The following is a 24,750-nucleotide window of genomic DNA, read 5'->3' on the forward strand; positions in this document are numbered from 1 at the left end:
GGAAAGGAGCAAGTTCGTGCAAAAGAAAAGAAATACACGTTCGACATCCAAAGTGAAAAAGTCGTTATATATTGTTGACAATCCGAATAAGTCTGAGCTGAAATGGTTGGATCGTCCTTCCAGGAAGAGAAATACAAATGTGACGGGTAAAAAAGAAGTTACATTAAATGCGATAGCGGAGCAACTAATAGCCGCTCCAGAGGGAATAGCGGGCAATGCAAATGGTGTTACAACGGATGACGGTACCGTTACGGTTGGGGAGAGATTGGACGATAAGGAACAAATGCCACAATTGTCCTCTGCTGCGGCCTTAATCTCAGCTGATGTCGAATTAGTAAACATGGCTAGGGAACGATCTGAGTCGCGTGAAGGAGAAAGTTCGTCCGTAAACAGGAATGATGGTCCTACGAGCGTTGTAAACGATCCAACAGGGCAAGCAACGGAATTGCATCGTCCCACGGCAGCTCAGTACGGTATTAGTGACACACAACGGGAGCATTTATTAACGGAGAAACAGCACAAACGGCTAAAAGCTTTTATCTACACAGATGACATTGTGGATGAAGCGATCACTAATGAGAAAATTGCGCCACATTCCATCGATGGTTCAAAGTTGAAACGGGACAGTGTAAACGCCGATTCCTTGCGGGATCATGCCATTACAGGAATTAAAATTGTGGATGGGGCTGTGACAGGCTCAAAAATTGCTGCGGAATCGATAGCAGGCGAGCATCTTATCAGTAACGCTATTTCGGGGAGCAAAATTCGGGATCGGTCTATTACATCCGAGAAAATAAAGGATGGTAGCATCACATCTGGGAAGCTGGCTGACAAGACCATTGACGCCTCGAAGATCGCGGAAGGCTCAATCGAGACGAAGCATTTACGCGCGCTCATCATCTCGAATGAACTACTTCAAGAACAAGCCGTTACGTCGGACAAAATTCGTAGTGGTGCGATTCATACAGAAAATTTAGCGAACGAAAGTGTGGATACTTCCAAGATCGCAGAAGAAGCGATAACGTCTTCCAAAATCCGAACTGGCGCGATAACCTCTGAAAAGCTGGCACAACAAAGTATTCAGAGTGATAAGTTGGCAGAGCATAGTGTAACCCGCTATCATTTGGCAGATGATTCGATAGAGTCTCGGCACATTATGCCTTCGCAGATTGACAGTGAACATATTGCCCCTGAGGCTATCACGGGCGACCATATTAAGGTGGGGTCAGTATCAGGCAAGCAGCTCATGCCTGCGGCTGTTCAGTCCTATCACCTTGTGGAACAGTCGATTAATCAGGGGCATATCGGTCAAGGAGAAGTGCATGGCTGGCACTTGAAGGAACAGGCGATTACTGTAGGCAAACTCGCGGATCAGTCTATTTCTACAGTCAAATTGGTAGACCATGCTGTAACCTCATCCAAAATTGCTGATCAAAGTATACTGCCTTGCAAACTGGCAGATGAAGCCATTGAGGAGCGCCATATCGCGAAACATGCCGTAAACACGCAGCATATCGCTACGATGGCTGTAAATGGGGAACATATCGTGCCTGAGTCCATTGGGAAAGAGCACATTGTTGCAGCAGCAATCGAAGAGCGGCATTTGCGTGATGGTGCGGTTACTTCTTCTATTTTGGGGGCGCAGGCTGTGCAGAGCGTGCATCTTGATCATCAAAGTGTATCGGCTGCCCATGTTCAGGATGGCACCGTAACCGCGGAGAAATTAAGTAAGGGCTCTGTCGGCGCAGATGCAATCGCTGATGCTGCTGTGACAGTCGAAAAGTTGGCCAATTGGAGTATAACATCTGAAAAGCTGGCTGAGAACAGTATTGCCCCCCACCATCTGCAAAGTGGTGCTGTAACTTCGATGGTAATTGGCGCTGGCGCGGTACTGGATGGTCATATTGCACCCAATATGATCGGAAGCGAACACATAAGAGCACAATCCATCAGTGCAGAAATGCTAAAAAACGATGCGGTTACAAGCGACAAAATTAGTCCGCAAGCTATTTGTGACTACCACTTGGGGATGGGGGCTATATACTCACATCATCTTGCTGACCATATTGTTACCTCATTGAAATTGTCTCCTGAAAGTGTATCAAGCGATAAGTTAAGTGACTTGGCCGTATCAACGAGCAAGCTGGCCAATAAAAGTGTAACGGCTGATAAGCTCGCTCCTGACAGTGTAGAGACCGTTCATATTATCGAAGGGGCCATCACACAAGATTTAATCCACGAGGCGTCTATTTTGTCACGACACTTGACAGACGAATTGATTGACACCAGACACCTGGCTTTGAATGCAGTTGATCACGGAGCCATCCAAGCAGGTGCTGTCACAACAGACAAAATTGCGCCCCAAAGCATAGTGTCGAAGCTGCTGGCTGCTGGCAGCATTCATGCGGAGCATGTTGCGAATGAGACGATCCATACTTCGCATATAAGCAAAGAGAGCATACATTCCGAGCATCTACAGGATGGAGCTGTAACCCAATCCAAACTTGGCGATGGCAGTGTTGGTGCTGCTCAACTTCAGGCCGGAAGTGTTAGCGAGTTGCATTTAGCAAACAACAGTATTACAGGTGAAAAAGTGGGAGAAAGGGCTATTTCCTCCTTGCATCTAGCAGATGGAGCTATTCAAGCGGAGCATCTTAATGAGCGCATTATCGGCTCATGCCACATCCAAGAGCAGTCCATTACGTCGGAGATGCTGGTAGATAACAGTATTACGCAAGAAAAGATCCATACAAATGCGATAACTGGCAAACACCTTGCACTGGAGACGATTTCAGGCAAACATATTCGCGTGGAGGCTATTCAAGGATATCACATCAAAAAGGGCAGCATTTTTGTTCACCACCTCGGGCCCGACATTTTATCCGGAGCATTTATAGCGGATGGCAGTCTGGATGGTGTGAAGCTACAGGATCACTCAATTGAGGGTACGCATCTAACCGCTGGTGCGATCTCAGCGGAGCACATTCAGCCAGGTGCTGTACAGCAGGCACATCTGGGGTTGAACGCTATTCAGTCTGACCATATTCAGCAGGGAGCAATCCTTTGCGGGCATATAGATGAGGCAGCCATTCATGAACGGCACTTGCAAGCCAATTGTATTGCAGCTGCCCATATCCGCTCGGGAGCAATCGAGAGCCAGCATCTGCTGGCACGGAGTGTGCAAGCAGATCATCTTGCCTGCCAGTCCGTAGGAATGGATGCAATTGCAGATGGTGCTGTAGGCCGTACTCAATTGTCTCATCAGGCAGTAGGGCAGGAACAGCTCGCGAACGGAGCCGTTGCTGCGGAGCATATCCAGCAAGGAGTTATTGAAGGGCATCATATTCATAACGAAACAATTGGTTCGAAGCATATCCAAGCGGAAGCTATAGATGGAAGACACTTAAAACATGCTATTATTTCTTCCCATCATTTAACAGAAGGTTTTTTGCTTCCGCATCATTTAAGAGAACAAATGATTAATGAAAGCCATATCGCAGCCGATTCCATTCGGACGGATATGCTGAAGGAATGTGCTGTGGACACGTCACAACTGGCAGATGGAGCCGTGAAGAGCAGTAAGTTGTCGGCGGCAGCAGTTCAAGCGAACCACCTCGCTGATCAAGCGATTCATAGCTGTCATGTAGGAGAAGGTGTCATTAAAGGGCAGCACATTGCATATTCAGAAATAGGCGGGGAACATTTATTGCCGATGTCCGTTGGGTCGAGACAACTTGCGATAAACTCGATCAGAACGGATCATTTGACACCTTTTTCTGTTGGGAAAGAACAACTGGCTGAGGGCGCTGTCACGGGTGATAAGATTGCATCCCATGCTGTTCGTGGCGAGCATATTGAGCCACATTCGATCGCGTCCTACATGCTGCAGGACCATATTATAGTTACTGAAAAGCTAGCGGACGGAAGCGTCACAGGTACGAAATTGGCGATGAGAACCGTTTCAGGGGAGCATCTGATAGCTAACTCCATTCAAGGGGAATTGATCAATAATACTGCCGTTCATGCACGACACATCGCGGATCGTGCTGTAGGCGCAAACCATATTGGCCAGGGAGTAGTGGGGGGAGAGCATCTTACGGAAGCGGCTGTGGACAGCACTCATCTAGGGTTGGGAGTGATTCATAGTGAGCACCTGCGTGATGAAACCGTCACAAACGAGAAATTGGCAGCAGGGTGCGTGACTAGCGCTAAAATCGCGATACAAGCGATCGAAGCGGCACACATTCAAGTGCAGGCAATAACGAATGAGCTCCTCGCGTGTGAGGCTGTCACGTCAAATAAGCTGGCGGATGGCAGTGTAACAACAGAGAAGCTTGCTCACAGATGTGTGACGAGTGGGCAGATCGATCTTGGTGCAATAAAGTGTGACCATCTGGAGCCAGGTGCAGTCGGCATGCTTCAACTGGCGGAAAACGCCGTAGGCGCACAGCATATTGGAGCTTGCGAAATTAATGACACACATATCCAAGCTCATGCGATTGGGTCTTTACAGTTGCAGTTGGCGGCTGTCAGGAATGAACATCTGGCTGATGGAGGTATTACGGAGGAGAAGCTGTCAGATGGGAGTGTAGGTGCGAGCAAGATTTTGCAGCAGTCAATCGGCCGTGAACATATACAGGCTGAAGCGATTAACACGGCGATGATTCAGAATGACAGCATTACCAATGATAAGCTGGTCAATGGAGCCGTGACAGGTCAGAAGCTGGCAGCGGAATCGATCCACTCAATCCACCTTCGCAACGATTCTGTTATGGCGGAACATCTAGCAGCAGCTTCGGTATCTGCACGTACGATTCGAGAGGGAGCCATTCAGGCAGAGCATGTGCAAGAAGGGGCAATTCAGGGACACCATCTCCAAAAATACGCAGTAACAGCCGAACACTGCAACTATTCTCCGGTTCGTACCGCAGCTACAAAACGTGCAGCTTTGCAGCAATTTGGTACAACACCGTTTGAACTTCACGAAGTAGAAGATCGGATGACACTTACGATTTATTTTCAAGAGCCATACGATAACGTGAATTACGTGCTTGTTGCTATGACCGATCAAGAAGCATGTTACGCCGTATTAACACAACGATGGCAGGATAGCGCTGATATCTCCATCGTCCGTCGATGTAAAGGGGACACACTTCAAGGTCAACTGTCGTGGATCGTCATCTCTTAGTGGACGTATACGAGTGATTGTGATGAAGCGGCAAGCGTGGAAAATTACGGCTTCGTTAAAGGTGTATTAGGGGAGAAGCTCCATTTCTGCATGGAACAGACCGGGAGATAACTGGCCCGGTCTATCGTTTTTTTGCAGCAATGAATGGCTAAAGTCAGTCAACGTGTACAATTGCCGTTACCACATTTATCCTTGCTCATACTATGTGTTGTAGCAGCAGGTACAGCAGGCTTATTTGTGGCAGGGGGTGCATATATGCGTCGATATAAGCGAATACGACGCCCGAACCGCAGCCAGATGGGTGTACGTTCAGGCAAACGAACAGAGAGCTTCTCGCTTAGCAGAGGGAGGAGGCGCATACGACGCGGCGGCTCATTACGGTACAACAGTAGTATGCGTAAAGCGTTGAGCAGACGGAACAAGTGGTGGATGTCGCACCCACACCCTATCGTTTCGGTTATTATTCCGGTCATGAACGAACGTCGTACAATTGCGAAGGTCATTCATGAGGCCAGCAGGGTCCATCCCGAGACTGAAGTCATTGTAGTGTCTAATGGTTCGTCAGATGGGTCCGATCTACTGGCGGAGGGAGCCGGGGCACATGTTATTCGGCATGCCAATCCTCTAGGTCACGATGTAGGCCGGGCCAAAGGTGCGGAGGCAGCAAAAGGTGAGATTTTACTTTTTATCGACGGGGACATGATCATACCGGCAGAGCGCTTAAAACCATTTATAAAGGCCGTTGCCGCAGGTGTAGATGTGGCGTTAAATGATTATTCAGGGCCAACCAACAGGCGTTATGTACATCGTGTCGTCTTGGCCAAGCATACGCTTAATGCATTGTTGTCTCGATCGGATCTCAAAGGGGCGTCCATGACGGCCGTTCCGCATGCTCTAAGCCGAAGGGCTGTGGATGCTATGGGGACCGACTGTTTATCGATCCCGCCGCTCGCTCATGCTAAGGCAGTCCATCAAGGACTTCGAATGGAACGGACAGTTAGCATCGATGTTGGCAGGCTGAATCCGATTCGAACGAAGCAAGATGAGCAAGATCCACTTACAGCCCTGATCGACAATGACCATCTTCAATCTGTACGCTGGATCATTGATCAAACGGACAATCGAGGCGGTTACACGGATTTGAACCGGCAGCGCCATCTTGTGAGGTGAAAACGTTGAAGCGAAAGGGAATGAAGCGAGTGAAATTCCGCCGTAAGGCGCAGCAATCCAGACGTGTAGCTGCTGCTGTTCGCAGAAGCCGAAGTCGACTTCAACGGCCGCGGCACAAGAAGAGGCGATTGCGTGTTACACAGACGGCTGTAAAAGCGAAGCAGAACAAACAGATGAAGCGGGGTTCTCGGTTACATGAACCTTCCGTATCAGCTTCCTTTATACAAAGCTCGGAAGAGGCAGGTATGCGAGATGGACTATTGGCACGAGATGCTCAATCCCAACTGCTTGACCTGCATTTGCGATTAAAGGCATTAAAGCAATCATTTCGTGCATATTATGCCAACACCTGCTCCCATCTGGAATCGTACGAGGCGATAATGGCATTAGGAACAGCTTACCAGAACGGATATTCACGCGCAGCAGGACCGGATCTGGCGCTGCCTTCGGTTGTACTAATTCCGTCTTCGAAGCGGCATGCCGTCATCATTAGTGCGATGAATGAACAAGAACGAATTGGCGCGGTGCTGCACGAGTTGGAGCGACTTGTGCCAGATGAGTTGATCATTATCGTCAACGGCTCCACGGATATGACGCTCCAGTTAGCAAGAGAAGCGTCGTCTGCTGCAACGATTGTCCATTACCCCGATGCAATAGGGCACGATGTTGGCCGTTCCATCGGCGCGAAGCTGGCTAGAGCAGATGTAATGCTATTTACGGACAGTGATTTCCAAGTTCCAGCAGAGGACTTGGGCGCATTTCTTTGGGCGGTTGAGAGTGGTGTAGATGTGGCATTAAACGATATTAGTCCATTTATGGGAACATTTGACTCCAGAGATGCGATCAGTCATTGCAAGTTATGGCTGAACTGCACGTTGGGCCGAGAAGATTTGGATGTGAATTCGCTGACTGCGGTGCCGCATGCATTAAGTCGGCGTACAGTAGATACGATTGGTGTTGATGCGCTAAGTGTTCCACCACGTGCGCATGCATTAGCGGTACTGCACGGATTAAACGTGCAGCAAGTACACGTCGTAGATGTCATTACACATAATCGAATACGGGCTACAAACGTTGGCACCCACAATCCTGTGGCTCAACTTATACTCGGGGACCATGTGGAAGCTATTCAGGAAATATGGAATTGGCATGGTGACTATCTTCACGAGCCCCAGCGTAATCGTGATCAGATCGCGCTCAGGAGGAATGGAACATGACACTTGCTCATACAGAGGCGCCAATGTCAAGCATTATCATTCCTACGTATAACCGCTGCGAATTGTTGCGGCAATGCGTCTTATCCATACGCACGTATACGGATGTACCGTATGAGATCATTGTGGTCGATAATCACTCCACAGACGATACACACCAGTATTGTCTTGCGGAAAGGCTCACTTACGTATCTCTGCCGGAGAACAAGGGGTTCCCCGCAGCTTGTAATGCAGGGATGCTGATCAGCTCAGGTGATACCATCGTACTGCTTAATAATGATGTGATCGTGTCCCATTATTGGCTTCGCAATTTAAATCAAGCTCTAATGGAACATGAAGATGTCGGTATCGTTGGCCCAACGACCAATTATGCCAGCGGGCGCCAGCAAGTGAATCATCATTACGAAAATATGGAACAGTTTCATCGTTTGACTGTGCAACTTAATCAATCAGATCGTACCAAACGTGAGCGTGTACAGCGTATAGTCGGGCTTTGTTTTGCCTTGAAGCGTAAGGTTATGAATACGATAGGTCTGATGGATGAGCAATTTACTCCAGGCCATTATGAGGATGATGACTTTTGCCTAAGAGCACGGATGAGCGGCTACGGCATTATGATATGCGGGGATGTGTTCGTTCACCATTATGGCAGTCATAGCTTCAAACAGTTCGGGGAGACTCAGCTCCAACAGTTGGTGCAGCGTAATTATGAGTTGTTTAAGCGCAAATGGAATATCGATCCCCATCATTTTATGTGAGGAGGAAGAGATGTGAAAGGAATTATTTTGGCGGGCGGCACGGGAACACGACTATATCCTTTAACAAAGCTAGTAAATAAACATTTGCTTCCCGTCGGCAAGTATCCGATGATTAGCTATGGCATGGAGCGGCTTCGTTTTGCGGGGGTGACGGATTTAATTATCGTTACTGGCAAAATGTCAGCGGCTTTGTTCACCGAATATATCGGGAGCGGGCAGCAATTTGGGATGCGCGTGACCTTTTCTATTCAAGAAGAAGCAGGTGGAATCGCACAAGCCTTATCACTGGCAGAGCCTTTTTTAGCCCCAGGCGAGAAGTTTGTCGTACTGCTTGGCGATAATTTGTTTCAAGAGGACATTACCCCTTATGTACAGTCGTATTTGGAGCAAGGATCAGGTGAAGCCCGTGTTTTACTGAAGAAGGTGTCTGATCCCAGAAGGTACGGTGTGCCCGTATTTGACGAGGTTAAACAAGATTACATTGTACGAATCGAAGAAAAGCCGAAGCAGCCCAAGTCTTATTACTGCGTAACAGGTATTTATATGTACGATACGGAAGTGTTTCGCCATATTCACAGCATTGCGCCTTCCGCGCGTGGTGAACTTGAAATAACGGATGTAAACAATGTATACGCACAAGCGGATCGTCTAAAATATGACGTGCTAAAGGGATGGTGGACAGATGCCGGAACTTTTGACTCCTTTAATGAAGCAGCGATAAAACTGCGAGGGGTGCAGTTATGAGAAAGCTGTTAGTGACAGGAGGAATGGGATTTATCGGGAGTAATTTTATCGGATATTTGCTTGCGCACTATACGGATATTCATATTACGAATGCGGATGCGCTGACGTATGCTGGAAATCCCGATAATGTGGCACAATGGAGCCAGTCTGATCACTATCGATTTGTGAAAACAGACATTACGGACGCAGAGCAAGTTCGCTATTTATTCCAGGGTGAATCCTATGAAGCCGTGTTTCATTTTGCAGCAGAATCACATGTTGACCGCAGTATTACAGGGCCTGAACAGTTCGTACGCACGAACGTGCTCGGAACTTTTCACCTGCTTGAAGCTGCAAAGGCAAGCGGAGTAGGTCGCTTTATTCATATTTCCACTGATGAAGTATATGGTTCACTCGGAGCAGCAGGGTACTTTACGGAAGACACGCCGCTGCAGCCGAATAGCCCTTATTCTGCAAGCAAAGCAAGCTCTGACTTGTTGGCCAGGTCCTATGTACACACATATGGAATGCCCATTCTTGTTACGAGGTGTTCCAATAATTACGGTCCTTATCAATTCCCAGAGAAGTTAATCCCAACCATTATTGTCAGGGCGCTTACTAATCAATCCATACCGGTATATGGTGATGGTTTAAATGTTCGTGACTGGCTGTATGTGCTTGATCATTGTGCGGCAATCGCCGCGGTATGGGAGCGTGGCGTAGAAGGCGAAGTATACAATATTGGCGGTCATCAAGAACGAATGAACATTGACATCGTTCGTGCTGTATTACAATTGTTAGGCAAGCCGGAATCGTTGATCACTTTTGTAGCCGATCGCAGCGGCCATGACCGCAGGTATGCCATTGACCCAGCAAAGACAGAGCGGGAACTGGGTTGGGTGCCTGTCGAGACGTTGGAAACCGGGCTTGAAAAAACGGTTAAGTGGTATGTTGACAACAGGGTTTGGTGGGAACGAATCCAATCTGGCTCTTATCGGAAAGGAAGATGATGTGATGAAGAGGACTTCGCAAGCGAGCACATCTGCAAGTCATCCAAGCGATGCAGTCCTTGTTCATGCTCACCGCAAAAAGCAGAGTACTCGTAGCCATTCCCAAGGAGCATCGGATGCGCGCCTTAAACCTGGCGCGCGTCCACTCAGGAGCAGGCGCCGGCTCAAGCGGGGGAAGAAGAAGTGGCGTCGTGCCATGCGACCACGCAAGCCAGTACCCCTTCAGCCTGTTATTGCGCCTGATATCGTTGAAGCAGAACGAAGCATCGCCTATGAGGATGGATTCCGTAAAGGCAAATACGAGGGTGGAGAGGCTGTACTTGCTGGCCTTATACCAGAAGATCACATTCTTCCTGACATTCCGGTAGAGCATGTCATTGCACTAGGCTTCGAGCAAGTGAAACATCTATTAAAGCCACTGGTCGATCCACAGACCATTTTAGCAGAAATGATTCAGGCACTAGATGAGCAGCGCCCGATGTCTCTCGTTCGGCTTGGGGATGGCGAACTGCTTGCGTTAGCGCATGACCGCGTGCTTTCATCCGCCTTGGTGCAAAGAGAGGGACCTTTTCTGCCTTACTCTGGAATAGAAGTGCCCGACCATGAGTATAGAGAGCAATTGGCCGAGTCTGTGCGCAAAGCCACTTTTGTAGGTATTCCTACAGCCAAAACCCCCAATTTCCAAGGACTCGTACACCCATTGCTCCGCTCATATGGCATGTCTGTTGCTGCTATGCGATTAACTTATTCCACTGTTAATTACATGTTAGCGCAGCAGGGCGCTTTGCTGCGGTTGATGCAAGGGCGACGTGTACTCGTAATCGGCAACGTAGCAGAAGAACTCTCGCAAGTGCTTCAACAGCATGGTATTGCAGTTGCGGGCCTTATTACACCGGTGATCGGTGTAAGAGATATTGCTAGAGTGATGCAGGAAGCTCGTTCTTACCAGTATGATTTTGCACTCGTAGCAGCAGGTATTCCAGCGGTGATTCTTGCAGAGCGTATTGCTTCGCAGTATGGCAAAGTAGCTATAGACTTTGGTCATCTAGCTAATAAAATTGCAAGCAGGGAACATCCGCTATAAGTTGGCAATGTTATTCCACACTATGCTGGAGGTGTCAAGAAGATGGCTAATCTTCGACGAACAACTCGCATCAACACAAATCCAAAGCTGAGGGCGGTCAAGCGTCAAGCAAAGGGCTTTAGACGCAAGCCCGTGCATGAAAGGCGGGTGCACTATGATCGAGGATTTGCATATGGATACGCTGAAGGGCTTCGTAATGGCCAAGAGCAGTACGGAGCCCGTTTAGAAGGCACGAGCATTATTATTCCGAATTTTAATAAGTTAGATCTCCTCAAGCAATGTATCTCCAGCATTCAGGCGTACACGCCCACTCCACATGAAATTATCGTTGTTGACAACGCGTCAACGGACGGTGCCGCTTCTTACCTCGATTCAATGGCAGGAAAGCTTCGATACTATGTTCACGAGAGCAACAAAGGATTTGCCGGCGCGGTTAATACAGGGTTGATGATGGCCAAAGGGCAGACGATATGTGTGTTAAACAATGATATCGTTGTGACACCCAATTGGCTAAGTAATTTGCTGTTATGTCTAAACAGTGATCCGAATATCGGCATTGTTGGACCTGTAACGAACTATATTAGCGGTGAGCAACAAATCGAGGTACCCTATACTCGTGTCGATGATATGCAATCATTTGCAGCCAAATATAACGTCTCAAATCCGGAAAAATGGCAGTATACAGATCGCATTGTAGGTTTTTGTTTTTTGTTTAGTCGTACATTTTTTGATACAAATGGCTACTTCGATGAAGGTTTTGAGATCGGTAACTTTGAAGATGAGGATTACGTTGTACGAGCGCTCATAAATGGCCGCAAGCTCGTGGTGGCAAGAGATACATTCATTCATCACTACGGTAGTCAGAGTATGAGGGCGCTCGGTGACCAATTCCAGGTTGTAAATGATAAGAACGCTGCATTTTTTAGCGCAAAGTGGGCTGATCCCCACAATTGGGTTCGAAAAATGCAACCGCGCATATATGACGGACAAGGAAGTGTTGTTCAACATTTTAGATCCCAATCATTTTATCCATCGCATGTGGCGGTAACTGGACTTAGCGAGACGGTATATTGGGTGGAACAAGGGGCAAAGCATCCGCTGCGAGGACATGTAGGTATACCTGTAGTAAAAGTGTCGCAAGTTGATTTGCTTGGTTGGCCTACAGGAAATGTGATGGATGCCTCAGTTGCAGAGGCGAAGTGGCATGAACGGCTGGCGGCCGACGGCACGATTCCTGATGGCGGGATGTTTACAACCGAGACAGGCAGATGGTACCAGCGGCAAGGCGATACGTACCGTGAGGTCGTAAGCGGACATGCGCTGAATCGCTGGCAGCTTGAAGGTCGATTATCGTATCGAACAGAGAGCGAACGTTTGCAGCTTCATGAAGGCATCCCGATTATCGCTGCTCCTGTTATTCATGCGTATCATATTTAAAGTGAAGAAGCATGCCGGTGTCTGTTTGCTAGGTATGCTTCTTTGTGATGAAATGAGGAAATTGTGAGGCAGGTGCTGCTGTTGCGCGGAATTGGGCGAATTATCCATATACGAAGACGCATCCAACCGCATATGTTGTAGATAAGGTAGTTCCGACAATATAGGTGTTCTAGTGACTGGACTAGTGTCCTAAACGACTGACTCGGAAGGAAAGGAGTGACAGACGTGCACCCTATTAACAATGAGTCTGTTCATCAAGCGGTTAATGAAACGATACAACATTTGTCCCATACGCAACAGCAACTGGCGCGTGTTCTGGATGCGGAACGTCATGTAGCCGTTCGTAATGCACAGGCTGTTCATGTCATGCCCGATACACAAGTATTATTGGAGGGGGCAAAAGGCATTAAAGAGCAATCGATGGCATTATCCCGCAATTTGATTGCCTATTTAAATGGAATTGCAGATTTGGAGCATGCTCTTACAGACCAGTTGGAGCAAATTATGATTGAGCTGCAAAATGAGAATGAACAAGGAGAGGTATGAGTCGTTCTCTTTATTAAACAGGCAGCCGTATATTCGGTGTTTCAATGAGGTGAGGAGGGATTGACGGGTGAATCGGGAACGTGCGATGACAAAAATGCTGGAAGCGATGGCTGACATGCAGTGGAGCATATCGATGATTCTCGAAGCAAAAGCAATGGAAGCCGAGAAATCCCGCAATTGGATGCTGAATCACTTCACTCACCAAGCAACAGCAACACCTCATGAACAGATAGATGAAGCTCTTGAAATTCATGATCAAGTCATCGAAGTGTTAGATGGACTAACGAAGCTGCAGCAGAGCTTGGCTCGAAATATGAAGACGATATTTAATCGTGCGGGTAGTGGAGGACACGGAGAGGGCATTGCCGACGGAGCGTTTGGAGATTTCGAACTTGGAGATAAGCTGCCATGAAAATGAACATAAAGCAAGCCACTCCAGAAAACGATACGGCGTATCCTTTAACGTTTATCACACAGCATGATCGTGAAAATGAAGCCAAGATTGGGATGGTTGAAGCGATAACTAGAAGCCAGCTTGCATTGGCTCGACTGCTTGAGCAATTGGCGGATGTGTCTGGACATTCAGAGGTACAAATCAAATTAATGTACGATAACATTCATTTGCTGTCCCAGCATCAGCATGCTTTATGTCATATGGTGACTGGTTGGCGGCGGCGCAGCTTAAAGAAGGGAAATCCTGCAATACCTTGGCTAAATCCAGTTTGCCATGTTGAAATAGATGACCAAAAGGGAGCACAGGAGGAGAAGCGTATTGAAGCCAAATAACCGCAGCCGAAAGCGTAAGTCCGCTTCGAAGAGAACGAGAAGTAAGCGCAGCAAAGTAGCGACAAGTCGCTTGCGCGTCAGGCGAGCAGGGAAGCACCGATTCATTAAGCGTAAGGGGGCAATGAAGGCCAGACGTAAGCGAAACAGAAGAAGAACAGGGGCATCAGGGAACGGTTTTAAACAAGGCTATGACGCAGCTTACAACGAAGGCTTTAATAGTGGTTTTGCCAAAGGATATGAGGATGGACACCAGCTTGCTTATGCGGGGCAGGTATAATGGGAAAGCAGCCTGATAGATGCCTCGTGCGATATCAGGCTGTTTTTGTTGTTTAGGCTGCAAGGAAGGCGGCAGCCTTATTTCGATCGTTATCGACAGAAGTCCAGAAGACAGTTGTGCTAGCGGCATATAGTGAGATGACGGCACACATGATATGGCACCTGCTGTAAATCGTCATGCGTTCTGCTCAAGATTCGTACAGGCGGGTGTCATTGATGTAAAGCTTCGCCCTTCGCGATTAACAGTAACAACAAAGGAGTGATGAGATGCCCGGTTCACGCTCACGAAGGAAATCATATCGACATAGACGCATGAGAACGACAACTGTTGCTCGCAGGCGTGGACGATTACGCGGTCTGCATGAAGGATACCAAGATGGATACCTTCGTGGCCGTGCAGATATGCTGGTGAAGACGATACGCCCGCAAATTCCTCATCGACCTATACATGTCATGTATGTTACATCAGGCAAAGGATTCCCGTACGCCCCCATTGATGATGCGTTAATCAGCACGCTTCAGGAGATAGTGGGGAAGGTGACGGTCATCGGGCCAAAAGATGCCGTTGCTGCCTCGGCCGCCTCTTTACGGCCGGACGTTGTTATCGCCTTGGATGGCATGGAGCTGCCTATCAGCCAACTGGACGAACTGCGGGCAGCAGGTATTCGCACAGCCGTATGGCTAACGGATGACCCGTATTATACAGACATGATGTCTGCTATCGTGCCGCATTATAGCGATGTGTTTACGTTAGAAATTAACAGCGTTAGCTATTATCAATCGATAGGCTGTTCAAACGTTTATTACTTGCCGTTTGCGGTGTATCCAGGCCATTTTTTACCGATGACAACACCTACGCCAGGCCGCCGTGATGTTTGTTTCATCGGCTCAGCCTATTGGAACAGAGTACATTTTTTCGAATCGATTATGGATCGGATGATGCAATATAATGCCTACTTTTCGGGCCTCTGGTGGGATCGCCTGCCACGGTTTAGCACCTATACGGGTAAGATTGATCTTGGTCGGTGGATGACGCCGGAAGAAACGGCTGATATGTATAACAGGACCAAAATCGTCATCAACATGCACAGATCACACGATGACGAGACGGTGAACAGCAATTCCAGTCAAATTATTGCTTCTTCCCCGAACCCACGGACGTTTGAGATTGCTTGTTGTGGCACCCTGCAATTAACGGACGTTCGCAGTGATTTAGCGAGCTTTTATATCCCGGGTGTTGAGATTGAGACTTATCACTCACCAGATGAACTGCTGGCAAAAATGGAGCATTATTTGCATCATGAAGAACAACGGCGTGAAATTGCGCTGCGCGGGCTTGAAAGAACGCTGCGTGAGCATACGTATGCGAATCGGATGAATCAGCTTTTAGGTACTCTTTTTGGCTATTGATGCGTAACAAAAAGCTAAAAAACGACAAAAGATAGCCGCTTGAACGTACTCTTTTCAGGCGGCTTTTGTGTGTATGCAGCACGAACTATGTGTAGAGGCATCGTAGTCTAACATTCGGTTTTTTCGTATGATGCGTAGACGTATCGTAGCCTGCGATCCGTTGCAAATGGAAGCTTGAAATGAAAACTAGCATTAGAGAAAAAGGGCCACAAATTATGCCAAGAAAGCGATTAAATCAATGTTGTTATCGAAATTACTTTAAAATGCTACTGTTATCCAATCGAATGAAGATAATTAAAGGTATGACGAGTAAATGATAGGATTTGCGAAGATTGATTAGGATTACATCCAGCAATTGGTCGTGCTTGGAACAATATGAACGTTCCAATTGATTTACATACATACATAAAAAGGCGTAAGATTCAGTTCATCGACGACAACAACATCCGTTGCGTCTTCATCGCTGAGTTCCGCCAGAAGGTGGGAGCGGGGGAACCATAATGAGAAGGCAAATCAGTCATAACAGCCGATTAGGGCTAAATGAGATGATTGGCGTTCAGGGGGTGAATCTGGTCAGGGTGATATCCATACGCATGATGTGGGTGGTCACTTTGTACCAGTAGGGCGACTCTTCGATTCCGAACCCGACAGCTAACCTCGTAAGCGTCCGAGGAGAGGCGCGCTACATTGCTTTGCGCTACAGACCAACCTCTACCCGAATGATAATAGTAACGGACTTCAGGAGGTATGGTGAAATGCAAGACACGGACCGAATCGTGACCGTATTCGCTCCGAACACGATGGGGGCTGACTTTGTTCGCCAACTGCGCGGCGCAGGCTTGCCAGTGGCAGCCATCAGTAACAATGTGAGATGTTCGGCAAAAATGGAGAAGCTTGGTGTCAAGCACATTTGGCAAGTAAACACATCTCGGACCAAAGCAGCCGAGATCCCGTTATTTCCCGTTGGGCGTATATACGTCTTCGAGCAAAGCTTTGCACTGACTTGTCGTCTGTTGCAGCAATGCCGAGCATGGACGTATGACCCGATTACGGTAATAACGAAGCAGCATTATCCACGTTCCATTTACCGCCTGTTAGGAGCGGATATGGTCGTGTACACGCAGTCGGATCAAGTATCCTTTCTGCTGACTGAATTGATTTACAGCGAGCAGCGTTCAACTGTGCAGCTTCACCAGTGACTGATGTAACACATTCTGGTGTCGTGCTAGCAGTTCGAACAGCTCGACTAATTGATAAGCTTTGGGCAATGCTCATCGCTGAATCCCTGAGAAGGGAACGGGGGACCCAATGTTAGAGCACAGTGCTTCGAAAGTGGAGAAGCTGCTGTGCGAGGGGTGAATCTTGGCCATTGGCCAGTAGGGCGACTCATGCGCCCGAATCCGTCAGCTAACCTCGTAAGCGTCCATAGAGGCAGCCTTATTTCGTTGTGGAGATTCGCAGCTTGCGTTTTATTTAGCTGCGTGTTAAGAAGCCGCACGGAAAGGGATCCTCTTTCCGTGCGGCTTTTTGTGTTGTCTGCTAACATGCTGCAAGGTAAAGCACCGTCTCTGAAGGGTGAGCACATCTTTGCGCCAAAGGCTCAAAGGAGGAGTTGGCATATGTTCGATGTCATTATGTTTGTATTAATTGTATTGTTAGGCGTCGTAACGTATGGGGTACTGTCCTGGTGCTCCACAGAAGTTGATCATTAATCATGACCAACGTCATGAACATCGCATGGGTTGACTCGTGCATATAGAGGTGAACAAAGATGATAATCGTGCTTGGCGTACTGGTAGCGGCACTGTTTCTCTATCTGGGATACGCGCTTGTAAAGCCAGAGAAATTCTAGGGATATGACTTCCGGGTAAATAGTTGAAAGGTGGAACACAAAAATGACAGGTTTAGGTTGGTTGTCTATTGGCATTACATTACTTATTGTACTGGCGTTGGCGCGTCCGGTCGGCATATATTTATCGCGTGTATTCGACAGTGGCGGCAAGCCGCTGCCGTTGGATCGAGTGCTTGGACCGATTGACAAAGGTTTATTCAAATTGTTCGGCATCCGAGAGACGAATCAGAGTTGGAAAGCCTATGCAGGGTCTTTGGTGTTAAGCAACGTGGTCATGATTGTGATCACCTATACGATATTCCGGCTGCAAGGGGTTCTGCCGCTGAATCCGAGCGGCATTGCAGGAATGGAACCTTCGGTTGCGTTTAATACAGCGATCAGCTTTATGACAAATACGAATTTACAGCATTACAGCGGAGAAACAGGATTATCCTATCTCTCCCAAATGATAGCCATTATATTTTTGATGTTTACCGCTCCAGCAACTGGACTGGCCATCGTATTTGCTTTTATGAGAGGTCTGGCAGGCAAGCCGCTTGGCAACTTCTTTGTGGATCTCGTACGCTCGATTACGCGTGTCCTGCTTCCGATTGCGGTAGTCGCAGGCATTATGTTCGTTGCGATGGGTGTTCCGCAGACACTGAGCCCGACGGAGACGGTTACGACGGTACAAGGTGCAGAGCAGCAGATCGCTCGAGGTCCTGTCGCTTCGTTATTGTCCATTAAGGAATTGGGGAACAACGGGGGGGGATTCTTTGGCCCGAACTCGGCGCATCCATTTGAAAATCCAAATGCGCTTAGCAATACATTGCAAATGATTTTGATGATGCTGGTTACCACTTCCTTGCCGTTTGCATATGGAAAAATGGTCGGAAATGCAAAGCAAGGCAGAGTATTGTTTGTAGCCATGTCTATTATGTTTATTACGATGCTAGGCCTCTCTCTTACATCTGAGCTTGCGGGTAACCCGATGATGCATCAGCTTGGCATAAACGGCCCGAGCATGGAAGGCAAAGAACAGCGGCTTGGCATGGTGCAATCGTCTTTATATTCCGTTGTCACAACAGCTTCCGAGACCGGGGGGGTTGCGACCATGCATGATACGCTTACACCGCTCGGTGGACTTATACCGATGGCTAACATGATGCTGAATACGGTGTTTGGCGGTATCGGTGTCGGATTCGTAAACGTGCTGATGTACGCTATGATTGCCGTATTTTTGTCCGGCCTCATGGTTGGGCGCACACCGGAGTTTCTGGGACGCAAGCTTGAAAGTCGGGAGATGAAGCTAATCGCGGTCACATTGATCGTCCATCCGCTGCTCATTCTTGTACCGACTGCAATTGCACTTATTGCTTATCCTGAGACGATATCGAATCCAGGCTATCATGGTCTGTCACAAGCTTTGTATGAATTTACATCGTCTGCTGCCAACAACGGCTCTGGCTTCGAAGGACTTGGCGATAACACGTTGTTCTGGAACATTGCCACAGGGTTTGTAATGTTCTTTGGCCGTTATATTTCGATGATTACGCTGCTCGCTGTCGCTGGATCTATGGCCAGCAAACGTCCTGTCCCTGCAACAAGCGGCACATTCAGAACCAATACCGCGATGTTTGGGGCGATATTCGTCGGAACGGTTCTTATCGTAGGGGCATTAACGTTCTTCCCGGTCATTGTACTTGGACCTGTGGCGGAGCATCTAACGTTGTGGAAATAATGTGTACGGCTTAAGAGGAGGAAGAAAAACATGAAAACGGCTCAGTCCACGAATTCGTCGGTTCCGTTTGACACGGAAAGCGGACGTTCTCATATAAAGGCGCAAAAAGGTATGTTTCAAGCTGAATTAGTCAAAAAGGCATCTATCGATGCACTGCGCAAGTTTAATCCGAAGCAAATGGTTAAAAACCCAATGATGTTTATTGTAGAAATCGGGTTTGTCATCACACTGTTTTTGACCTTCGTTCCAGATGCGTTTGGATCGCCTGTCGCTCGGTGGTACAACGGATCAGTGAGCTTTATATTGTTTATTACCGTATGGTTTGCCAACTTTGCTGAAGCTCTGGCAGAAGGACGGGGAAAGGCTCAAGCGGATTCCTTAAAGCAAACCAAGAAAGATATGTGGGCAAACAAAGTGACAGAATCAGGTACGGTTCGTGTATCCTCTGCAACACTGCGCAAAGGAGACCTGATTATCGTCCGCGAAGGGGAGACCATTGCGGGGGATGGGGAAGTCATTCAAGGCTTGGCATCGGTTGACGAGTCTGCAATTACGGGAGAGTCGGCACCGGTGTTAAAAGAAGCAGGAGGCGACTTCTGCTCTGTGACAGCAGGCACTCGCGTCGTAAGTGACTGGATTCGTGTTCGTATCACGAGCGATCCGGGTGAATCATTCCTCGACCGAATGATCGCGCTTGTGGAAGGCGCTGAACGGCAAAAGACACCAAATGAGTTGGCGCTGCACACTGTACTGATTAGTTTAACGCTTATTTTCTTAATTGTAGTGGTAACTTTGCCTTTCTTCGGACAATATTTGAACATTCAATTAAATGTAGCTGAACTTATCGCCTTACTCGTTTGCTTAATTCCGACTACGATCGGGGGTCTGCTATCTGCGATTGGGATTGCGGGTATGGACCGGGTTACACGTTTTAACGTTATTGCGACCTCTGGGAAAGCAGTAGAGGCTTGCGGTGACATTCATACTATTATTTTGGATAAAACGGGCACCATCACCTACGGCAATCGTCTTGCCTCCGATATGTATGCAGTTGGGGGTGGTTCAAAAGAAGAGCTTGGACGTTGGGCAGCAGTATCTTCTCATTTGGATGAGACACCGGAAGGACGTTCCGTTGTTGAGTGGGTAAATAAACAGGGTTGGAGCTACGACACTCAATTGAGTGAACAAGGAGAGATTATCCCGTTTAAAGCGGAGACACGCATGAGCGGCATTGATCTGACTGATGGTCGCAAAGTGCGCAAAGGCGCGGTTGATTCAGTTAAGCGCTGGGTGAAGGAGCAAGGCGGATCTATTCCTGTTGATTTAGATGCACAGACCGAAGCCATTGCGGCGGCAGGTGGAACACCGTTGGCAGTCGCCGTAGATCATCATATTTATGGTGTCATTTATTTGAAGGATACAGTGAAGCCAGGCATGCGTGAGCGTTTTGAGCAGCTCCGTCAAATGGGAATTCGTACAGTGATGTGCACAGGCGACAACCCGCTGACAGCAGCGACGATTGCACGGGAAGCAGGAGTAGATGATTTTATAGCAGAGAGCAAACCTGAGGATAAGCTGGCGCTTATTCGCCAAGAGCAGGCGGCGGGCAAGTTAGTCGCAATGACGGGTGATGGTACCAATGATGCGCCAGCTTTGGCACAGGCAGACGTAGGCATTGCAATGAACAGTGGTACTACTGCTGCTAAAGAGGCTGCAAATATGGTGGATCTGGATTCCGATCCAACAAAAGTGATCGAAGTTGTTGCGATTGGGAAGCAACTGCTGATGACACGCGGCGCCCTAACTACATTTAGTATCGCAAATGACGTAGCCAAATATTTTGCAATTATACCTGCTTTATTTATGCTTGCGATTCCGCAGTTGTCTGCTTTGAACATTATGGCATTAAATTCGCCGATGTCAGCGATATTGTCTGCGCTTGTGTTTAATGCGATCATTATCCCGCTCCTGATCCCGCTGGCTGTGAAAGGGGTAGCCTACAAGCCAATGAGCTCGGAGAAGCTGCTTGGCCGCAATATGCTCATCTATGGACTAGGCGGATTAATTGCACCGTTTATAGGAATTAAAGTTATTGACATGGTGCTCGGCATTTGGATGTAACTGCTTAAGCAGCGGTTGTGACAATAGGCAAGACAGCTAATCTCAAGCTGATTAAGAATAACTCAGCAAGCAAGCTGCACAGATACGTTCGTAGCAAACAAATTGAAATAAGCAATTAGGCAAAATGATTAGCCGAACCGTATCAAGATTTAGGCATGTAGAAAGGGTGTATTTACATGAGTTCACATTTACAACAGTCAGGTCATACAGAATCTCCCGCCGATAATGGCGGGGGAATCGGCACCATCATCCGCACGAGCATCGGCTTGCTTGTGTTATGTGGGTTGTTATATCCCCTCATGATGACGGGAATTGCACAAGCTATTTTGCCAAAAGAAGCTAACGGCAGCCTCATTTATAATGTAAAAGGGCAAGCGGTTGGTTCTGAATTGATTGGTCAGACCTTCACAGAACCACAGTATTTTCATGGACGTGTGTCAAGCATTGACTACAACGGAGTAGGCGCTGGATCACCGAACTTTGCACCTTCTAATCCAGATTTAAAGGCACGAGTGGAACAGTTTGCAGCGGATTGGAATAAGAACAACCCCGATGTGCCGCTGTCAAAGGTGCCTGCTGACTTGGTTACTAATTCGGGCTCTGGCCTTGATCCGCATATTTCCCCGGAGGCGGCGCAAGCTCAATTGCCACGGGTTGCAAAAGCAGCGGGTTTGTCTGTAGAGGAGGTACAGCACTTAGTAGATAAGTATACGGAGTCTGCTGATCTGGGCATTTTCGGTGAACCGCGTGTGAACGTGCTGCTATTAAATTTGGCTGTTCAAGGAGAAATGAAGGGTGATGCAGCACGAATAGAGGGTTAGATTGAGGGTTAGTTGAAGGAATCGGTAATCAAGAGGAAGATAACGAATATCTCAAATATATAAAGTATCTCAAATATATATAAAATCTCAAATATTTAACATATCTAAAATAGGGTTCATTCCTACGTTTGAAACAAGAAATGGGGCAGTTCAGGCTGCGGCTCGGGGGGATGGGGATGAAAGAAAGTGATGCTTATCGCAGACGTTCGCCAGAAGTGCTGCTTCAGCTTATTGAACAGATGCAGCGAGGCAGGTTATGTATTCTCGTGGCGGTAGCAAGCGGTGCGGGCAAGACGACGCAGCTTCAACGCGAGGGAGAAGCGCGAATCAAGCAGGGGCTGGAGGTAGCGTGGGCAACGTCTCCACCTGAGCAGGAGCCTGTGTCACCTCTTATTTCCCATATTCCTTCTATACAATGGGACTGGAATGGGCAGCGGATGGAAGATTTGGATATGGACCAAATTCAAGCGCAAGCGCCGGATATCGTCCTTGTGGACGGCTTAGCTCAGCCGAACCGGCTGGGGGCAGCGCGTGCTACGCGGCTGGCAGACGTTCGATATTTGCTTCAACTGGGCATTAGTGTAATTGCTACGATGAACGCATATGAAGATGAACGTGTAAGCGAACAAGCGAAAAAAATGGCGGGAATAGATACAATTTGGACCATTCCCGGCGATGTGCTCAAGGAGGCAGACGAAGTCCGCCTCCTTGACGTGTCCGCAGAATCGTTAATGGAACGGCGACAGCATCGGCGCGGCAGAGGGAAGGATAGTCGCACACGTGGACGAAAAGAGCTTGTGTCAGAGCGAAGCCAACTGAGCATCCTCCGCGAATTGGCGCTACGAACGCTTGCTAATGATGTTAACGGATCGTTGACGCAGCACCGGCAAGAGCTTGGGTTAAGTGGGCCATCTGGTGTTGCAGAACGTATTTTGGTGTTGGCCCAGTACGGGTGGAATGGATCTATTCATGTCAGAAGGGGACACCAAATATCTAAGCGCCTGAACGGAGAACTGTTTATTATTTCATTTGTACATCCGAAAAAACCACTTACTTCTATACAAGCTACCTTTAGGCGTTCACTCAAAAAGCTGGCAGCGAAGCTTGATGCGACGTGGGAGGAAACAGCGTCCTCATCCAGAAGGGGGATGGCTCGTTTGCTTGCGCGGTACGCATGGGAGCACGGTATGACCCGAATTGTACTTGGTCATTCGCGACAAACTCGCTGGCAAGAGTTTTGGAATGGCTCCCTTATTAATGGATTACTAAAAGAGGTGGAGCACACGGATCTGTTTTTTGTGGCGGACCGTTCGATGAAAGAGGGGGAGCGAATTTTGCCAGTTCGCTCTGAAGCGGGTCAGTCCCATCCTCCTTTTAAACGTTGGACAGAGGCTGAACTATTAGCGAAGGCGGATGGTCTTCGACGTGGACGCTTTAAAATTATTATCGGTGCCGCTCCAGGAGTCGGGAAAACGTATAAGATGCTTCAAGAAGGTAATCGTCTGCTTGAGCAAGGGGTGGATGTTGTAATTGGTTTACTGGAAACGCATGGACGGAAAGAGACCAAAGCCCAGGTGAACCAGTTGCCTCTTATACCAAGAAGCAAGATCGCCTATAACGAGCGCTACCTGGAAGAAATGGACACGGAACGTTTGCTGCAACGAAGACCCGAGCTTGTTCTGGTGGATGAATTGGCACATACGAATATGCCAGGAAGTCGACATGAAAAGCGTTATGAAGATGTGCTGCAACTGCTTGAAGCAGGTATATCTGTTATGACAACGATTAATATTCAGCATATTGAGAGTCTAAACGATGCTGTAGAACAATTAACAGGCGTTCGTGTCAGGGAAACCGTCCCAGATGGTGTGTTACGGCTTGCAGATGAGATGGAGCTGATCGACGTCACGCCGCATACGATTCAAGAGCGCATGCGGAACGGTTTGATCTATTCGGCAGACAAAGTCAATCAGGCGTTAGATCATTTTTTCCGTACGTCTAATTTGATTGGCTTGCGTGAGCTGGCTTTGCGCGAAGTTGCTGACGATGTAGATGAGCGGCTGGAATCGTGGGAGCGCAGGGCGTTGCTGCGTGGGCCTTGGCGCCGGCAGGAAGTCATTTTTGTCTGTATTGAGCCGAATACGCAAGCGGAGCGGCTCGTCAGACATGGCTTCCGTATTGCCCATCGGCTTAAGGCGGAATGGTTTGTTGCGTGCCTGCCAGTCAGGGGACGAAGCAAGCTCGAGGAAAGAGGAATGGAATCGATTAAGTCGCTGGCGGAACGGCTAGGCGGCACATTTGAGATGCACGATGCTGTCCAGCGCAAACAATGGGCGATTACGTCTGTGAAGCTGGCGGATGCACAACTTACGACACAGCTTATCGTTGGATTGCCAGGGAGAAAGCAGCGAAGATTGGAACGTCAGCAAATGAAAATGCTAATGCGTTTGTCCAGACATATGGATGTGCTCGTCATGAATGAGGTCGAGTGGACGAAGGGGAAGCAGGGGTAAACAGCTCGTTTTCTTTTGTGCTATAGCTGTACAGCAGTTGTAAAAGGTTATATTCAAGGTGAAAATAATGGTAGAATAACTAGAGATAAGCCTTAATATATAGTCTAGGATATAGCCTATT

Annotated in this window: 19 protein-coding genes and 2 riboswitches; all 19 genes read left to right on the forward strand. The window is 48.1% G+C overall.

Translation table 11 applies throughout. From position 1 onward, the window contains the following. The first annotated feature begins 16 nt into the window (after positions 1-16). The 19 genes from H509_RS0122080 to H509_RS0122170 all read left to right on the forward strand — a co-directional run bounded on the left by H509_RS0122080 (position 17) and on the right by H509_RS0122170 (position 24,629). Positions 17-5,188 carry a WIAG-tail domain gene (locus tag H509_RS0122080; RefSeq protein ID WP_028546984.1) on the forward strand — a complete coding sequence of 1,724 codons (5,172 nt, stop codon included), beginning with the start codon at positions 17-19 and terminating at the stop codon, positions 5,186-5,188. Between the two features lie 144 nt (positions 5,189-5,332). Continuing rightward, positions 5,333-6,358: a glycosyltransferase family 2 protein gene (locus tag H509_RS26325; RefSeq protein ID WP_245596226.1), complete on the forward strand. Its 1,026-nt coding sequence runs from the start codon at positions 5,333-5,335 to the stop codon at positions 6,356-6,358. 5 nt (positions 6,359-6,363) lie between these two features. Next, the gene (locus tag H509_RS26960) at positions 6,364-7,575 is read left to right on the forward strand and encodes a glycosyltransferase family 2 protein (RefSeq protein ID WP_245596227.1); all 1,212 of its coding nucleotides are present in this window, start codon (positions 6,364-6,366) and stop codon (positions 7,573-7,575) included. Then, entirely contained in the window at positions 7,572-8,330 is a 759-nt protein-coding gene (locus tag H509_RS0122095; protein WP_028546987.1) for a glycosyltransferase family 2 protein, read from the forward strand. Before H509_RS26960 ends, H509_RS0122095 begins: the two co-directional genes overlap by 4 nt. Before the next feature lie 12 nt (positions 8,331-8,342). Continuing rightward, positions 8,343-9,074 carry a sugar phosphate nucleotidyltransferase gene (locus H509_RS0122100; RefSeq protein WP_028546988.1) on the forward strand — a complete coding sequence of 244 codons (732 nt, stop codon included), beginning with the start codon at positions 8,343-8,345 and terminating at the stop codon, positions 9,072-9,074. Then, positions 9,071-10,063 carry a dTDP-glucose 4,6-dehydratase gene (gene rfbB / locus H509_RS0122105; protein ID WP_028546989.1) on the forward strand — a complete coding sequence of 331 codons (993 nt, stop codon included), beginning with the start codon at positions 9,071-9,073 and terminating at the stop codon, positions 10,061-10,063. The genes H509_RS0122100 and rfbB overlap by 4 nt, the downstream gene beginning before the upstream one ends. Continuing rightward, complete coding sequence (locus H509_RS26330; protein WP_245596228.1) at positions 9,981-11,147, forward strand: GT-D fold domain-containing protein; 1,167 nt, start codon at positions 9,981-9,983, stop codon at positions 11,145-11,147. Before rfbB ends, H509_RS26330 begins: the two co-directional genes overlap by 83 nt. A gap of 42 nt (positions 11,148-11,189) precedes the next feature. Further along, positions 11,190-12,584, forward strand: coding sequence for a glycosyltransferase family 2 protein (locus H509_RS0122115; protein ID WP_028546990.1), 1,395 nt, complete (start codon positions 11,190-11,192; stop codon positions 12,582-12,584). A gap of 225 nt (positions 12,585-12,809) precedes the next feature. Then, a complete protein-coding gene (locus H509_RS0122120; RefSeq protein WP_245596229.1) occupies positions 12,810-13,130 on the forward strand; it encodes a nucleoside-diphosphate sugar epimerase in 321 nt (106 codons plus the stop codon). Positions 13,131-13,197: 67 nt separating this feature from the next. Beyond that, complete coding sequence (locus H509_RS0122125; protein ID WP_028546992.1) at positions 13,198-13,542, forward strand: alpha-helical endospore appendage domain-containing protein; 345 nt, start codon at positions 13,198-13,200, stop codon at positions 13,540-13,542. Then, positions 13,539-13,916 carry a hypothetical protein gene (locus H509_RS28250; protein WP_211234372.1) on the forward strand — a complete coding sequence of 126 codons (378 nt, stop codon included), beginning with the start codon at positions 13,539-13,541 and terminating at the stop codon, positions 13,914-13,916. Before H509_RS0122125 ends, H509_RS28250 begins: the two co-directional genes overlap by 4 nt. Next, positions 13,903-14,193, forward strand: a complete 291-nt coding sequence (locus tag H509_RS0122135) for a FliH/SctL family protein (RefSeq protein ID WP_028546994.1) — start codon at positions 13,903-13,905, stop codon at positions 14,191-14,193. Before H509_RS28250 ends, H509_RS0122135 begins: the two co-directional genes overlap by 14 nt. Positions 14,194-14,504: 311 nt before the next feature. Next, positions 14,505-15,602, forward strand: coding sequence for a CgeB family protein (locus H509_RS0122140; protein WP_245596230.1), 1,098 nt, complete (start codon positions 14,505-14,507; stop codon positions 15,600-15,602). Positions 15,603-16,053: 451 nt separating this feature from the next. After that, positions 16,054-16,284, forward strand: a riboswitch (cyclic di-AMP (ydaO/yuaA leader). A 73-nt stretch (positions 16,285-16,357) separates the two neighbouring features. Further along, positions 16,358-16,801, forward strand: a complete 444-nt coding sequence (locus H509_RS0122145; protein WP_028546996.1) for a hypothetical protein — start codon at positions 16,358-16,360, stop codon at positions 16,799-16,801. Positions 16,802-16,867: 66 nt separating this feature from the next. After that, positions 16,868-17,038: riboswitch (cyclic di-AMP (ydaO/yuaA leader) on the forward strand. Positions 17,039-17,373: 335 nt separating this feature from the next. After that, positions 17,374-17,454, forward strand: coding sequence for a K(+)-transporting ATPase subunit F (gene kdpF, locus H509_RS27410; protein WP_084159342.1), 81 nt, complete (start codon positions 17,374-17,376; stop codon positions 17,452-17,454). A 43-nt stretch (positions 17,455-17,497) separates the two neighbouring features. Then, positions 17,498-19,174, forward strand: coding sequence for a potassium-transporting ATPase subunit KdpA (gene kdpA / locus H509_RS0122155; protein WP_028546997.1), 1,677 nt, complete (start codon positions 17,498-17,500; stop codon positions 19,172-19,174). A 111-nt stretch (positions 19,175-19,285) separates the two neighbouring features. Then, positions 19,286-21,295 (forward strand): potassium-transporting ATPase subunit KdpB, encoded by a 2,010-nt coding sequence (kdpB, locus tag H509_RS0122160; protein ID WP_245596233.1) that lies wholly within the window; start codon positions 19,286-19,288, stop codon positions 21,293-21,295. A gap of 176 nt (positions 21,296-21,471) precedes the next feature. Then, positions 21,472-22,116 carry a potassium-transporting ATPase subunit KdpC gene (kdpC, locus tag H509_RS0122165; RefSeq protein ID WP_028546999.1) on the forward strand — a complete coding sequence of 215 codons (645 nt, stop codon included), beginning with the start codon at positions 21,472-21,474 and terminating at the stop codon, positions 22,114-22,116. Between the two features lie 128 nt (positions 22,117-22,244). After that, positions 22,245-24,629 (forward strand): histidine kinase, encoded by a 2,385-nt coding sequence (locus tag H509_RS0122170; protein ID WP_342663673.1) that lies wholly within the window; start codon positions 22,245-22,247, stop codon positions 24,627-24,629. Positions 24,630-24,750: the final 121 nt, after the last annotated feature.

This window comes from Paenibacillus taiwanensis DSM 18679 (assembly GCF_000425125.1).
GTDB classification, from domain to species: domain Bacteria; phylum Bacillota; class Bacilli; order Paenibacillales; family Paenibacillaceae; genus Paenibacillus_B; species Paenibacillus_B taiwanensis.